Raw genomic sequence first — 15082 nt, forward strand, 5'->3', positions numbered from 1 at the left:
TTCTCCTGTTAGTTTTCGACGGAACGGATCGCTGCATCGAGGTCGCCCGGGTGGAGATTAGCCTGCAAAAACGCGCTGTCGGCAGGCAGGTCAATCATCAGCTTGTGAATTTCACCGAACGTGAGTACGCCCTGCTCAAGCTGATAATCGAGCAGATGCCCGCCGCCCTGACGATCGTCAGTGATGAAGTGTTCGTGGTAACCCGCCACGTTAATGCCCTGCATATGCTGTGGGGTACGGAATCCGACCAGAACCCCCTTGCGCTGGTTAAAACGGAACACCGGCTGGTCGTCGAGCACGTCGGTCATCGCGCGATAAGGCGGCGTCTGGCGAGGAACGGTACGGGTGTGTGCGTGGCGGAAGTTGCCGTCAATACGCAGGGCGCAAAACAGATTATCCGATGGAATTTGCTGGTCTATCACGTCATGGATCTGCTGGCGGCTGACCGGCTCATCAAATGTTTTCTTATATTGCGGCTGGAACCAGGTCATCACGGCAAACGGCGTTTTTTGCTCCGGCTGTGCCGCGCGGGCGCTACCATCGGCGCGCAGCTGGTAGACCTGGCTGCTAAAGGCAATCATTTCGCCATCCAGCTCGTTGAACGTGCCGAGGCCAAAATCGCCGTGCGTGAGCAGGCTGGCGATGGTGGTCTCCCCTTCATACACGCCGCTCAACAGGGCGCTCATTAGCGATGTCTGATAGATCACGTTGTCAGGGTGTTGCGCTGAGAATCCTCTAAGGGTTTCGCACAAACTCGCCTCACAATCGCATGCAGATGAATGCGTCATCATGCGTTTCCTCTTCAACTTTATTTATAAAGGTTAAATAAATGTTGACCCGATTCAGCAGAGAGTTCCAATATAGAAAGCATGCGGGTTTGAGACGTTTTTGATATGGAACTTCGTTATCTACGGTATTTCGTCGCGGTTGCGCGCGAACGACACTTCACCAAAGCGGCTAAAGCATTGGGGATGTCGCAGCCTCCCCTGAGCCAGCAGATCAAGCGGCTCGAGGTGGAAGTGGGCACCCCACTGTTCAGACGCCTGACGCGGGGCGTGGAACTCACCGAGGCGGGAGAAGCGTTCTATGAGGACGCCTGCAAAATCCTCGCGATGAGCGATGCTGCCTTGGAGAAAGCCAGGGGCATTGCGCGCGGGCTAAGCGGGAATCTGTCAATTGGGATCACCAGTTCTGATGCGTTTCATCCGCAGATCTTTGCGCTGATTCATCAGTATCAGCTTCAGAACCCGGCGGTGACGGTTCACCAGGTCGAAGCCAATATGTCCTCGCTGATGACGATGCTGGCAGAGGGGGAACTGGATATCGCCTTTGTGCGTTTACCGTGCGAGAGCAGCAAGCAATTTGAGCTGAAGTTACTCGATCGGGAACCGATGGTGGTGGCGTTACACCGTACGCATCCCCTTTCGGCGTGCGGCGCGCTGGCGCTGGACCAGCTTCGGGATACGCCGATGATTTTATTCCCGCAGGAGGTTGCGCCAGCCCTGTTCGAGCGCGTTTACGGCTGCTGCGAGCGGGCCGGAATTGATATGCACCATACGCTGCAATCCTCCCAGCTTTCGTCCTCCCTGAGCATGGTCGCCGCAGGGGGCGGGTTCGCCCTGGTGCCACAGTCGATGGCCGCCATTTCGCCGACCGATGTGACCTACCATGCCCTGAACACACCGGAACTCTTTACGGATATCGCCCTCTGCTGGCGTCGTTTCGAACGCTCGCGGACGGTGAAACGTTTGTTAGCGATGCTGAAAGTGGATTGAGTTCCGGTCTTCTGTTCAGCGGCTTTGCTCTAACGCTATCGCTTCACGCACCTTGACCAGTGCGGTGCGCAGATGCTCAATTGACACCGACCCCAGCGCGATGCGGATGGCCTGAGGGATGGTCTGCGCCGTACAGAACGGCTCTGCCGTTGAAACGGAGATATGGTTGTCCATCAGATCTTTTACCACCCGGTCGGCGCGCGTCTCTTCAGCCAGGGGCAGCCAGGCGAAATAGGAATTTGGATGAGTGATGCTCGCCAGTTCGCCTAAAGACTCCCTGAGTACCGCCTGCCGTTCGCGCGCATCGCGTCTTTTCAGCGTTTCAAAACGCGACACCGTACCGTCCTGAATCCAGTTACACACCAAAGTTGTCATGATGGATGGCGTATTCCAGCTGGTCGCCCGAACCGCGCGTTCCAGGGCCGGACGGTACGATTCAGGGCAGATCACCGCGCCCACCCGTAGCCCGGTCGCCACGTTCTTTGAAAATCCGGTGACGTAAACCGTGCGCTCCGGTGCATAAACCGCGACCGGCGGCGGTGGCCTGCCAATCAAATAGGCATACGCCGTATCTTCAATAATGATGAGATCGTGGGCGCGGGCGATCCCGGCCAGCACTTGTCGCTGCTCGCGATTCATCACCCAGCCCAAAGGGTTGTGCAACGTGGGCATGGTGTACACCGCCCGAACTGGGCGTTTTTGGCAAATCTGCTGTAACGCGTTCAGGTCCGGGCCGTCAGCCAGCGACGGGACAGGGATCAGCTCCAGATGATATAACGTGGCCAGCGCTTTAAAACCGGAATAGGTCAGCGCGTCCACGGCCACCACATCGCCGGGGCGCAGTAGCCCCATCACCGCGACGGTCAATCCGTGCTGGGCGCCATTGACGATGACGACATTGTCCGGCGCAGGGCGAAATCCCTGACAGGAGAAATGCCCGGCAATAATCTCGCGATCGGTCAGCCTCCCGGCATGGGGCTGATAACGTAAGTGCGATTCGATATCACCGGCGTTCGATACCTGGCGTAACGCCTCGCGCAGCAGCTCTCCCTGCCCCGCTAACGCGGGATAGTTAAAGTTCAAATCCAGTACATCGGATGCCACGGCCTGTTGATCGACCCCGTGGCCGTAAGGAACAGCAATCTCACGGACAAACGTCCCTCGCCCGGTTTCGCCACTCACCAGCCCCATCGCCTCCAGCTCCGTATAGACGCGGGTCGCCGTCGCCAGGGAGATTTTTTCCCGCTGTGACAGGTGGCGGTGGGTCGGCAGCCGGGTGCCAGGCGTGAGCGTCCCCGCCCGAATCAACGCTGCGAAGGTATCCACTATCGCTTTATACCGGGCTTTCATCGAATGTATCCATGACAATTTTTTGATTGTATCGGATTCATGAGACTACCATCGGCTTCACAGATGCTCAAGCCTGCGGGCGTGATAAAAATAAAGAGGTGTTCGTGGTCAATTCCGTAGTGCATAAAACGGATTCCAACGCGATGTCCAGATGGCTGAACGGGCTGCTGGGCGTCATCATTTTCAGCGGTTCGCTACCCGCCACACGTGTGGCGGTGCTGGATATGAATCCTTTTTTCCTGACGTTCCTGCGGGCATCCATTGCCGGTCTTTTCGCCATGATGCTGATTGTCGGGTTTAAGGAAAAACGCCCGCAGTTGTCGCACATTTTGCCGCTCGTCGTGGTCGCGCTTGGGGTGGTGATTGGTTTTCCGCTGCTGACGGCGCTGGCGCTTCAGCATGTCACCTCGGCGCACTCGATTGTTTTTCTCGGCCTGCTGCCGCTCAGCACCGCGATTTTTGGCGTACTGCGCGGCGGTGAACGGCCTAAAAAAGCCTTCTGGATGTTCTCTGTGCTGGGCAGCGTTCTGGTGATGGGTTTTGCCCTCTCACAAAGCGCGGCAGTCTCCCTTGTTGGCGATCTGCTGATGCTCGCTGCGGTGATCGTCTGCGGTCTGGGTTACGCCGAAGGCGCCAGACTGACCCGTGTGCTCGGAGGCTGGCAGGTCATCAGCTGGGCGCTGTTGATTTCTCTGCCCTTTATGCTGACAGCCACAGTGATGACCCAGCCTGCCTCCTTCAGCCACATCGGGTATTCCGCCTGGCTGGCGCTGGGATACGTCTCTCTTTTCAGCATGCTGATTGGCTTTATTTTCTGGTACAAAGGGCTTGCGCAGGGCGGGATCGCCGCCGTCGGTCAGCTTCAGTTGTTACAGCCGTTCTTCGGGCTGGGGCTGTCGGCGACGCTCCTGCACGAAAGCGTCAGCCCGTTGATGATAGTTATCACCGCAGGCGTCATTCTGTGCGTCATCGGTTCGCGGAAATGGGGCAAATGACGCGCTCCAGAATGAGGCGTGGGGCAGATCAACGAGCCGCGCCCTGTGCCGCTAACGACAGAAATGCGTTCACCGCGCCACTTGTCTCCGTGTCACGGCTAATTAGCAGCAAATTGGCCGTTAACGCCGGGGCATTCAGATGGCGATAAACCAGGCCGGGAATATTCACCTGCTGCAGCGGTGCGGGAACCAGCGCAAGCCCCATTCCGGCGGCGGCATGGGCCAGGACGCTCAGGGTGCTGTCAGAACGGTGCGCAATCTGCAGCCTGTTTTGCAGCTGCTGGCTCAGCATGAGATACAGATTTTCATGCGTATCATGGGCGTCGTAGAGGATCAGCGGCTGCCCGGCAAGCATCTCGACGGTAAAGAGCGGACGCTCAGCCAGCGGGTGTTCGTCCGACAATGCCACCAGAATGTCCCAGTCCCCTATCCTCTGCACCCTGATTCCGGCGGTCAGGGTTTTGCTGTGATCCGGCGTGTAGCCGATATCCTGCCGCCCGGCGAGAATGGCTTCCACCTGCTGCTGCGCCGGAACCTCCTGCAAAATCATCTCGACATCCGGATAGCGTTGGCGAAAATGACGCAAATCACGCATCAGTTTCCCGCTGAATACGGCATTCCCGGCAAACCCGATTCGCACCGTGCCGGTCTCTCCGCGCAGGGAGCGCGCAACAGCGTGTCGGGCAAACTCGGCCTGCTCCAGCGTGCGTCGTGCCTCGGTCTGGAACAGTTTTCCCGCTTCGGTCAGCTCGACGCTTCGGCTGGTCCGAACCAACAACGCGCCGCCGAGTTCCTCCTCCAGCGCGCGGATCTGCATACTTAACGCCGGCTGGACAATGTTCAGGCTCTGAGCGGCGCGGCCAAAATGCTTCTCTTCCGCCACGGCCAGAAAATAGCGTAACTGGCGTAAATCCATGTCGCACCTCCAGCAATCATTAAATCTGATTAATCTGTCATTTTATTCTATTGGATGTTATCGAACGCAGGGTGAATACTCCATGCATCTTTCATTAGCGGAGCACGAAAAATGGAAAACAGAACTGAAGATCGCCTGCAGATTACCGACCTGATCAACGGCTGGATCCACCGGGATTTGAACGAATGGGAACAGCTGCGTTCACTCTTTCACCCTGACGGCACGATCGAAGTCACCTGGTTTGAAGGGCTTTTCGGTGATTTTGTAACGGGTTCAGAGCGTATGGGCGCATCGGATATCCGCACCAAACATCTGATGGGCAATCCGATTATTACTTTTAAGGGTGACAAAGCGATCGTGGAAACGAACGCCATTATTATCGCCGAAAACGTCAAACTGAACGTGGGCTGCAACGGACATAACCGTTTCTACGACCTGATGGAGAAACGCGACGGCGTCTGGAAACTGTTCCATCGGCAGAGCATTTACGACATGGGCACCTTTACGTTCCCGATGGGAATGGTGGAGATAGACGCGGCGACTGCCGAGAAATACCCGCGAGAATACGCCGCTCTCGCCTACGTGCTGGAAAAGAGCGGGTTCCCGGTTAAACGTGTTTTTGCCACGCGCGGCAGTGAATTAGAGCGAAAAATGAAAGCTGAGGGCCAGGCCTGGTTAAACGCCTGAACATAACCATCGCCAATCATCTACACTTGCTGAAACCCGCAAACTGGAGATGCGATGATGGCCGACTGGAACCCTTCTTTATATCTGCAATACGGCGCGGAACGCACTCGTCCCGCCGCCGAACTGCTGGCAAGAGTGGCGCTGAACGAGGTGACGGATGTGCTGGATTTGGGCTGTGGCCCGGCAAACAGCACCGCACTTTTGCATCAGCGCTGGCCATCGGCACGCATTGTTGGCGTGGATAATTCACCGGCCATGCTGGAACAGGCGCGGGTTGCGTTGCCCGAATGCCAGTTTATTGAAGCCAATATTCAAACCTATCGCCCGGCGCATTCGGTTGATCTTGTCTATGCCAACGCGTCGCTGCAGTGGATTTGCGATCACTACGAGCTGCTCCCGCACCTGGTTTCTCTGCTCAAAATGAACGGCGTGCTGGCGATTCAGATGCCTGATAATCGCGATGAGCCATCGCACGTTTTGATGCGTGAAGTGGCTTACGAGCAAGGTTTCCCGGACCGCAGCCGCGATCCGCTGCCCGGCGTTCATGCCTATTTTGATATTTTGACGGACGCGGGTTGCGACGTGGATATCTGGCGCACTACCTACTATCACAAAATGAGTTCGCATCAGGCGATCGTTGACTGGGTGAGTGCCACCGGATTGCGCCCCTGGTTGCAGGAGCTGAGCGAACACGAGCAGCGGAACTATCTGGATCGCTATCTTGAACTTCTGGAGCAGCAGTATCCGCTGCAGGAAAACGGGCAGATTCTGCTGGCTTTCCCGCGCCTGTTTATCGTTGCCCGTCGTGAACCTTAAAAGAATTCAAAGCGACAGGCGATAACGTACAAAATCGTCCGCTTCACTAAACTTGTCATACAGTTTTCGCGCAGGGTTGTTTTGACGCGTCACCCAGTACAGCGTTGACCACCCTTCGCGCTTTCCTTCCGCCTGGAGGGCCTCTATCAGCGCCTTTCCGGCACCGCTCCCACGCACATTTGCATCGACAAACAGATCTTCCAGATAGCATACGGGCGCGGTTGAAAATGTCCCTTCATGCAGCACACACAGGGCGAAACCCACGACTTTCCCGTCCATTTCCGCGACCCGACAGAGCAGCGCAGAATGCGGGCTCAGCGCCCTTTCCCATGTCGACGTAGTCACGGACTCATCAAGTTTGCATTCGTAAAACGCCGTGTAGCCATCCCACAGCGGCCGCCAGTCGGCATAATCCTCTGCACGCAACGCCCTTACGGTTATCGTCATAGGGTCTCCTCGCCGGTTAAATCGATCGTCATGTGAATACAACGCAGCTGGGCGTCGGCCATTCTTGAATAATGAAATCCCTCGCTAACCGTTACAAAGCCTTGTCTCTGATAGAAGGTCTGCGCGTTAGGCGTTGAGGAGAGCGTTAATTGCGAAATGCCGCGTGCGCGTGCCTCTGCTTTAATCGCCGCGATGATCCGCCCCGCCAGCCCTTTTCCGGCTGCGTCGGGGACGGTAAAGATCGCTTCCACGCTGCTGGCGGCCAGATCGAGATAGCCGCTTGCCACGATTTCTCCCTTCTCGTCTTCGACCACGTAAAAAGGATTATCGATTATCACCTGACGATAGCTTTCCGGCATTGCCTCCGGCGTCCAGCGAGCGATCACGTCACTATCATAGCTACTCTGGCAGCCTGCACGGATAGCCAGATTGCGAACGAGCCAGAGTCTCTCGGCCTCTTCCGGTGCGGCCAGTCTTAACGTCATATTTTCCTCGGCTATTCAGTCACAGCAGAATGTGGTAATCATGAAAATAGCAAAAGGCAAACAAAAACATAACGACAAATAATGGAGATCCGAATCGTGAAAACGCCCACGTTAACCACTGAACGTCTGTTACTCAAACCGCTGGAAGCGGAAGATGCGCTGCAAATCCAGACATTATATCCACGCTGGGAGATCGTTCGTTATATGGTGGCGAGCGTACCCTGGCCCTATCCGTCCGATGGCGCAGAGACATACGTGAACAACGTCGCCCTGCCGGATGTGGAAAATGGCGTGGCGTGGTTCTGGACGATTCGTTGCAAAGACAATCCCAATCAGCTGATTGGTCTGATCTGCCTGTACGACGTCGAGGATAATAATCGGGGATTCTGGCTGGCGCCCGAATGGCAGGGTCAGGGCTATATGCGCGAAGCGAGCATTGCCGCGACGGACTTCTGGTTTAATACGCTGAACAAACCGCTTCTGCGCGCGCCAAAAGCAGCCGTCAACCAGCGCTCACAGCGGATCTCTACCAGCAGCGGGATGCGCCTGGTGAGAACCGAAAAGAAAGCCTACGTCAGCGGCGAGCTGGACTCGGAGTTATGGGAAATCACCCGCGAGGAGTGGAACGCCTTGCAGCGTTCCTGAATGTTCATTACGTGAGCTGGTAATGCTTGTCCGGTAACACGCGGGCGGGGATTTCCGGCTCATCGTTCATTTGTAGCAGATCGATCTCCATCGCATTGCAGATGGCATCCAGCGGCAGGTCGTTATTTTCCACGCCGAAAGGCTCTTCCAGCTCTTCAGCCAGCGCATCGAGGGAAATAAAGGTGTAAGAGATCAGCACCGAGACAAACGGCGTCATGTAGTGCAGATCGACCACCAGGGCGAACGGCAGCATAATGCAGAACAGATAGACCGTGCGGTGCAGAATCAGGGTGTAGGCAAACGGCACCGGCGTATTGGCAATCCGCTCGCATCCGGCTAACACCACGGACATGTCGTTCAGACGATTATTGAGGCTGTGGAACAAAATATCCGACAGCTGCCCTTCCCGACGGCGCACCGCCAGCCACTCGCCCATGATCAGCAAAATACGGTTCGACGGCGAGTTTGAATCCATCACCGCGCGTAAATGTGACGCAGAAAGATAGCGTGAAAGCTGCTCTGCCTGCGGCTGGCGTCTGAGCGTCATGCGCAGGCAATGGGCGAAGGCGATCTGCATGCGCACGAACTCGCTGAGATGCTGATCGTCCGGGAGCGTGTTTTTCACCTCGCGAAATAACGAGCGTGACGCTATCATCAGTTGCCCCCAAAGCTGGCGAGCCTCAACGTAGCGCGAATAACAGGCGTTATTGCGAAACCCGAGGAAGATAGCGATCGCCACGCCGAGAATGCTGAACGGCGCAACGGTCAGTTTGATCCCAAGGGAGGAGTACCAGGGTAACATCACGATAACAGCGATGGATAACAGGAAGTTAAGGAATAACCGGGTAAAGATTTTAGACAGGACGGAGCCATGCCAGACAAAAATCAGGCGCAGCCAGTGCTGTTGAGGACGAACAATCATAGTCAGCTTCAGGTCAATAAAGAGCGCGACTATTAAACGTGATCGCCGTCACGGTTGCAAGCTTGTTACAGGATTGCTGCTCCTTTTTAACTGCGAGACAAAAAGCGCACGGTGCCGAAGTGTGTTATAAAAAAATGGAGCGAATAGTATGTTGTAACTAATGGTGCTTTAAATAAAACCCGGCCGGAGCCGGGCGAGAAGATTAGCACAGCGGTTTGACTGCCGCGCGCATCCCCTTCAGAAGAATCGCATCCAGATCGAGCGTAACCTGTTCTACCAATCCGCTTACTTTCGTCAGATCCTGCTCCCAGTGATCGCTCACGCTGAGAACCGCTTTCACCAGTTCGCTGGTGCTGATCTGCTTGTCATGATGCTGCGCCCACAGCTGCTGATAGCGCTCCAGCCAGTGCAGATCGTCCTGCACCGGATAGTTTTCACCCTCACGCTCTGCACGATAAAACGCGATCAACGCGGCCAGCGCAAAGGTGAGACGCGCAGGTAATTTCCCGGTCGCCTTCTGCCCTGCCAGCAGCTGCGGCAGTATACGGGTGCGGTATTTTGTCATCCCGTTCAGGGCAATCGACAGCAGCTGGTGTTTGATGTACGGGTTACGGAAACGCCCTGTCACCGCGCTGGCGAAGGATTCCAGCTCATCTTTTGGTAAATCCAGCACCGGGATGATCTCCTGGTAGATGGCCTTTTCCACAAATGCGCAGATTTCTGCGTCGTTCATCGCGTCGCCGACCGTGTCCAGCCCCGCCTGGAAGGCTACCGGAACCAGTGCCGTGTGCGCGCCGTTAAGGATTGCGACTTTGCGCTCTTTATACGGTTTGATGTCGTCCACAATCAGCACGTTAAGCGGGAATTTATCGAGACGCAGTTCGGCGGCCAGAGATTTAGGCCCCTGAATCACAAACAGATAGAAGTGTTCCGCGGTATCGAGGAAACCATCGTGGTAGCCCAGTTCCGTTTCAAGCGCAGCCACTTCGTCACGCGGGTAGCCGGTGACAATACGGTCCACGAGGGTGGAGCAGAAACTGTTGGCATCAACCAGCCACTGGGTGAATGCCGCTGGCAGCGCCCACTCCTGGGCATATTTCAGCACCAGTTCACGCAGCGCATCGCCGTTATAATCAATCAGCTCGCACGGAATAATCACCCAGCCTTTGTCGGCCGCGCCGTTGAAATGGCTGAAACGCTCGAACAGTAAACGGGTGAGTTTTGCCGGATAGCTCACGGCAGGCGCATCGTCGAATTTGTCATCGGCGTGATAGCTGATGCCCGCTTCGGTAGTGTTGGAGAACACAAAGCGCATATCCGGATTGTGTGCGAGTTTAAGGAATTCGTCATACTGGCTGTAAACACTGATTTCACGATTCACGGAGCGGATCAGACGCGCGTCGCTCACAGCCTCGCCCTTCTCATTCAGGCCGCGAATGATCGTGGTGTACAGACCATCCTGAGTGCTCAGTGAAGGTGGGAAATCGCTCTGGATAGGACGAACAATCACCACCCCGGAATTCAGATCGGTGTGCTCATTTAGCAGGTCGATCTGCCAGTCGATGAACGCACGTAAAAAGTTACCTTCACCAAACTGGATGATACGTTCAGGATAGAGAGCACCGGGAAAATCACGACGATTGAGTGTGTTCACAAGGGGTTCCTTTTTTAATTAGTCATACAGCCCGATAAGATTGGTCCAATAACTTATCAAACTTTTCGACCATGAAACCCTGTTTTGATCAATTCATAAAGCAATTGTGAAAAATATTATAAAAACTTATAGAACACCGATGTCGCCGTCATTTCGCCGTCCGGCATCAGGGCGTAGCGCGGGATCTCACCGACCTTTTGCCAGCCCGCACGCTGATAGAACGTCTCAGCGCCGCTGCCCGAAGCCGTATCCAGTACCAGCACGGTTTTACCCTCCTCCATCGCGACCCCTTCCAGGGCTTCCATTAAGCGCATCGCCACACCGCGACGGCGGGCTTTTTCGTGGACCAGCAGCTTGGCTACATCCGCCCGGTGCGGCTGGTTCTCCGGTTGATCGGTAATGAGCTGCACGGTACCCAAAAATTCGCCACCTTCGTCGCGACAGGCCAGCACGGTGCGCTCCCGGCGGGCCACGCTTTCCGCCACGCCGAGCCAGAACTGACGCGCTTTTACAGCCGAAAAAGGTAGCATAAAGCTCACCGACGCCCCGCCGTTAACGCAGTTTTCGAGGATGTCAGCCAGTGAGTCGAGATGCGAGTGAATATCGTCACGTGAAAGGGTGTGAATGTGCAGAGAGGCGGTCATGGGATTTCCTTGTGAAGAGACCGCCCCAGATTGCCTTTAACAATTATTTAACGCAAGCACGCCATTCATAGGCTTTTATTATGCCCGCTGTCTGCACTGTATCGCTGTTTCATGGCGAGGATTTTGTCGTGAGCGGTCTGTAGCCAGCGCTGCAAATCATCCTGCTGATGGTCGAATTCACAGATTCCCCAGGAGAATGTCAGGCTCCAGGGATGCAGCCCACGCTGGTTGTATTCCGCGACCTGCTCATTGAGATACTGCATCGCAATCCAGGCCCCCTGCTCATCCGTATCGGCAAACAGAACCGCGAATTCATCGCTACCGTAACGCACCAGCAGATCCGCCTCACGGAATGAGGTGCGCATCAGCTCGGTCATGGCTTTCAGCGCCGAATCGCCTTCTGCCTGCCCGTAGCGTTCGTTAATCTGTCTGAAGCGGTCCAGATCCATCCAGGCGAGCGTCAGTGGCTCTGCACGACGCCGGGCCCCGGATAAGGCAAACGCCGCTAACTGATTAAATCCACGCCGGTTAAACAGCCCCGTCAGCTCATCCGTCGTCGCCGCACAGGCGGCAGCGAACTCGTCTTCCGCCAGCGCTGCCAGGTCGCTCAGGGCGTTAAGATCGGCCGCAACAAAATCGCGGGGGACATAGTCCATCAAACAGAGTGTGCCGACGATAGCGCCGTCGGGCAGACGCAGCGGATACCCGGCGTAAAAACGTACGCCAGGCTGGCCTTTTACCAGCGGATTATCGGCAAAACGGGGATCATGTCGCGGGTCAGACACCACCAGCAGTGCGTTATTAAACAGCGTATGCCCACAGAAAGAGAGATTGCGCGGCAGAACGGCTGCCATGGCATTGTCTAAAGAGAGCGCCACCAGCGAACGTTCGTCGATTAGGTTCACCCTCGCCACCGGCACGGCAAACAGGCGTTTTGCCAGCCGGGTGATGCGATCGTAAGGTTGATGGTTGTTCGACTCCAAAAGCCTGGAATCACGCAGGGACAGCAGACGGTCTGATTCATTGGCAGGGATCGCGGGCGCTTTCATGATGTCTCCTGACACGCAGCTTTTTAATAGCTTAGCCTAAAGAAACGACTTGTCAGTGCGCAAAAATTCGATTTTTACCGCCGCGCTTAGCCTGGTAAAGGGCGGTGTCCGCCGCCTGCAGCCAGTCCGTTACGTTGGACATCTCGCGGGTCGCCCCCGCAATGCCAATGCTGAGCGTGCAATTGACGGTTTCGTGCGCCACATCTTGCATAATGGCGGCGGCCTCCATGATTCGCGACGCCACCACGTGCGCCTCATCGATGCTGGTATCCGGAAGCAGGATCACAAACTCATCGCCGCCCAGCCGCGCCGGGGTGTCTGTCTGACGTGTGGCAATGTGTAAAATCTCCGAGACCGAGGCGAGCAACGCATCCCCGACTTTATGCCCGAAACGATCGTTCACTTCTTTAAAATTATCGATATCAATGAACATCAGCGCCGATTCCCGGCAAGCCTGCTGAAGTTTATTCAGCTCGTGTTCGATACGCTTTTCCAGCAGGCGCCGGTTCGCGATATCCAGCAGCGGATCCATCATCGCGATCCGCTCCAGCTCGCGGGATTTGATCCGCAGACGAATGGCAATACTGTCCGTCAGCACGCTAAGCGCAATGATGTAGATCGCAATCAGGGGCAAGGTGGCAAACATGGTCTGTTGCGAAACGGTGATAATAATCGCCATGCCCTGCAACAGCCAGGCGGCGAGAAACACCGCCAGCATGGCTATCGCCGCGCGCTTCATCAGGGCAAAACCGCCTGCGGACAGACGATCGGCCAGCAGGATCGTGGCAATCACCACCGAGGGCAGCGGATTCACGGCCATCATCGCGATCCAGAACCCTCCCGCCCCTGCATCGATCACCAGATTTTGATGTTCTGCGGCAAGCGGCGTAGAAGAACGGCTGGCGCGCAGCCAGGCGACGGTCGGCCAGACAAACGCGTTTAGCGCCAGCAAAAGCATTAGCCATACTGAACGTTGATGTTCAATCAGGACAGAAAGAATAGGAATAAAGCAGAGAAAAGTGCCCAGGATACGCATCAGATACATACGTTTAACAAAACGACTCCCTGGTAAGCGATGGTTTTTACTCAGTTTATCAGTTCCGTTCATTACGCGATTTTTCCGATGTGTTATCACCGGTATCTTATTGAGCTTAAAAATACGTAGCAAGCAATTTATCAGCAAAGTGATAACATCAGGGCCGCATTCTGCCTGGGATGGATACGTTTACACCTGTTCCGTACTTTTTTGCGGTTCGACGACGCGCAGATCGTCTGGATGACGCGCACTGGTACGATTTCGCCCAGCTTTTTTCGAACGATAGAGATACTCGTCGGCTTCGGCTAACAGCTTATTAAAGACCTCCGTGAGCTGCCAGGATTCTGCTTTCGCACTCCCAAGCCCAATACTCACCGTCAAAAACAGCGTGTGCTGACCCCAGCTGAAGGGATGCGAAGCAACAGATTCTCTGATACGTTCTGCCAGCTCAACGCCCTGACGGGCATCAACGGTATTGGCCACGACCGCAAACTCTTCCCCGCCCATGCGCGCCACCAGCCCGTCCTCGCCCACCACCTGCTGCACCTGCCCGGCGAAAGAGGCCAGCACCCGGTCGCCACACTCATGACCATAGTTGTCATTAATACTTTTGAAGTAGTCGATATCGAGCAGCATCACGGTCAGAAAACGGGGATGACGATGGGACTCTTCGTGTTTCAGCGCTTCATACAAACCTGAGCGCGAATAGACGCGGGTCAGGAAGTCATAATCGGCGCGCAACGACACCTGATGAATCAGAGAGTTAATCGCCGCCACGCTCACGGAGACCATCACCGGGCAAATTGCCATGGTAGCGATGCCCAGACGCGCAGAGAACATCATCGGCGTCGAAAGCGGCGTCGCCACGGCAATATTTATAATCGAGTTCGCCACCAGGATGATCTCCACCCCGCCGGTGACAAAGGTCAGCAGACAGGTCGCGGGAAGCGAATAACGCACCGCACACCAGATCAGCGCCGGCAGCGGAAAGGCCAGGCTGCCCGCCCCGCCGATCACCACCGAGGCCAGGACAGAGACGATCAGCGCCACCACGGGCATAAAGTGTTCTACCCGCACCGGGTTCTTGATCTCAGGGATTTTAACGGTCAACAGGCACGGCAGAATCAGCACGCCGGTCGAGAACTGCTCGCTAAACCAGTCGGCAAACAGCGGCCAGAAGGTTTGACTGTCGATCCCGACGGAACCCATCGCCCCCACCAGCGCGCACAGCAGCGCGGCGATAAGGCAAAAGTTAAACAGGCGTAAGGCATTGATCGGGTCTGGAACCGTGCGGCCCCGACGTCTGTCTCGTGTCACCAGCAGCGCCACGGTCACGATAAACACCATATTAGAGAAGTTGATCACCACCGAGGCCATCCCCCAGTTGGTGGTCACCGCGTCGTACATCAGCATCGCGACATAGGACACCGCGTAATAGTGCAGGCGATTGAGATACGCGTAACGGGCAAACACCCCGGCCATCACGCCATTCAGCGGCCAAAACAGTGAGAGCGCTTCCACCAGACGCAGTTCCGCGCCAATAAAATAGAACAGCGTGGTCAGAATAAAAATACTGACCGCATTGCGAAGCGGATTATCGGGCAGAAAAGGCTTAAAGGATGTCAAAGAAGAAGGCATCAAATATCAATCCATATAATTGC

16 protein-coding genes are annotated in these 15082 nt (G+C 55.8%); 5 read left to right on the plus strand and 11 right to left on the minus strand.

Annotated elements, in window-relative coordinates; all coding sequences use genetic code 11:
* Positions 1-8: 8 nt before the first annotated feature.
* Positions 9-788 (minus strand): acetolactate decarboxylase, encoded by a 780-nt coding sequence (gene budA / locus DAI21_RS15685; protein WP_107703566.1) that lies wholly within the window; start codon positions 786-788, stop codon positions 9-11.
* Positions 789-893: 105 nt separating this feature from the next.
* Here budA and DAI21_RS15690 point away from each other — a divergent pair, with 105 nt between their 5' ends.
* Positions 894-1775, plus strand: a complete 882-nt coding sequence (locus tag DAI21_RS15690) for a LysR family transcriptional regulator (RefSeq protein WP_107703567.1) — start codon at positions 894-896, stop codon at positions 1773-1775.
* Between the two features lie 15 nt (positions 1776-1790).
* On the opposite strand, the gene DAI21_RS15695 is transcribed toward DAI21_RS15690, so the two are convergent.
* On the minus strand, positions 1791-3125 hold the full coding sequence (locus tag DAI21_RS15695; RefSeq protein WP_107703568.1) for a PLP-dependent aminotransferase family protein: 1335 nt from the start codon (positions 3123-3125) through the stop codon (positions 1791-1793).
* A gap of 104 nt (positions 3126-3229) precedes the next feature.
* Here DAI21_RS15695 and DAI21_RS15700 point away from each other — a divergent pair, with 104 nt between their 5' ends.
* Positions 3230-4120 carry a DMT family transporter gene (locus DAI21_RS15700; RefSeq protein WP_107704266.1) on the plus strand — a complete coding sequence of 297 codons (891 nt, stop codon included), beginning with the start codon at positions 3230-3232 and terminating at the stop codon, positions 4118-4120.
* Between the two features lie 28 nt (positions 4121-4148).
* Here DAI21_RS15700 and DAI21_RS15705 read toward each other — a convergent pair whose 3' ends face one another.
* Positions 4149-5036, minus strand: coding sequence for a LysR substrate-binding domain-containing protein (locus DAI21_RS15705; RefSeq protein WP_107703569.1), 888 nt, complete (start codon positions 5034-5036; stop codon positions 4149-4151).
* Positions 5037-5147: 111 nt separating this feature from the next.
* Here DAI21_RS15705 and DAI21_RS15710 point away from each other — a divergent pair, with 111 nt between their 5' ends.
* The gene (locus DAI21_RS15710) at positions 5148-5723 is read left to right on the plus strand and encodes a nuclear transport factor 2 family protein (protein ID WP_107703570.1); all 576 of its coding nucleotides are present in this window, start codon (positions 5148-5150) and stop codon (positions 5721-5723) included.
* Positions 5724-5780: 57 nt separating this feature from the next.
* Positions 5781-6539 carry a trans-aconitate 2-methyltransferase gene (gene tam / locus DAI21_RS15715; RefSeq protein ID WP_107704267.1) on the plus strand — a complete coding sequence of 253 codons (759 nt, stop codon included), beginning with the start codon at positions 5781-5783 and terminating at the stop codon, positions 6537-6539.
* Positions 6540-6545: 6 nt separating this feature from the next.
* Here the strand turns inward: tam and DAI21_RS15720 are convergent, their stop codons facing one another.
* Positions 6546-6986, minus strand: coding sequence for a GNAT family N-acetyltransferase (locus DAI21_RS15720; RefSeq protein WP_107703571.1), 441 nt, complete (start codon positions 6984-6986; stop codon positions 6546-6548).
* Complete coding sequence (locus DAI21_RS15725; protein WP_107703572.1) at positions 6983-7471, minus strand: GNAT family N-acetyltransferase; 489 nt, start codon at positions 7469-7471, stop codon at positions 6983-6985. The genes DAI21_RS15720 and DAI21_RS15725 overlap by 4 nt, the downstream gene beginning before the upstream one ends.
* Before the next feature lie 96 nt (positions 7472-7567).
* On the opposite strand from DAI21_RS15725, the gene DAI21_RS15730 reads away from it, so the two are divergent.
* Positions 7568-8116, plus strand: a complete 549-nt coding sequence (locus DAI21_RS15730) for a GNAT family N-acetyltransferase (protein WP_107704268.1) — start codon at positions 7568-7570, stop codon at positions 8114-8116.
* Positions 8117-8123: 7 nt separating this feature from the next.
* Here DAI21_RS15730 and DAI21_RS15735 read toward each other — a convergent pair whose 3' ends face one another.
* The 6 genes from DAI21_RS15735 to DAI21_RS15760 form a co-directional block, all read right to left on the minus strand.
* Positions 8124-9038 (minus strand): bestrophin family protein, encoded by a 915-nt coding sequence (locus tag DAI21_RS15735; RefSeq protein ID WP_107703573.1) that lies wholly within the window; start codon positions 9036-9038, stop codon positions 8124-8126.
* Positions 9039-9240: 202 nt separating this feature from the next.
* On the minus strand, positions 9241-10692 hold the full coding sequence (locus DAI21_RS15740; RefSeq protein WP_107703574.1) for a tagaturonate reductase: 1452 nt from the start codon (positions 10690-10692) through the stop codon (positions 9241-9243).
* A 116-nt stretch (positions 10693-10808) separates the two neighbouring features.
* Complete coding sequence (locus tag DAI21_RS15745) at positions 10809-11336, minus strand: N-acetyltransferase (RefSeq protein WP_107703575.1); 528 nt, start codon at positions 11334-11336, stop codon at positions 10809-10811.
* A 65-nt stretch (positions 11337-11401) separates the two neighbouring features.
* Entirely contained in the window at positions 11402-12385 is a 984-nt protein-coding gene (locus tag DAI21_RS15750) for a sensor domain-containing diguanylate cyclase (protein ID WP_107703576.1), read from the minus strand.
* A gap of 52 nt (positions 12386-12437) precedes the next feature.
* A complete protein-coding gene (locus DAI21_RS15755) occupies positions 12438-13430 on the minus strand; it encodes a diguanylate cyclase (protein WP_107704269.1) in 993 nt (330 codons plus the stop codon).
* Between the two features lie 180 nt (positions 13431-13610).
* Positions 13611-15059 carry a diguanylate cyclase gene (locus DAI21_RS15760; protein ID WP_107703577.1) on the minus strand — a complete coding sequence of 483 codons (1449 nt, stop codon included), beginning with the start codon at positions 15057-15059 and terminating at the stop codon, positions 13611-13613.
* Between the last annotated feature and the right edge of the window lie 23 nt (positions 15060-15082).

Source organism: Lelliottia sp. WB101, from assembly GCF_003051885.1.
In the GTDB taxonomy this organism is placed as follows: Bacteria; Pseudomonadota; Gammaproteobacteria; order Enterobacterales; family Enterobacteriaceae; genus Enterobacter; species Enterobacter nimipressuralis.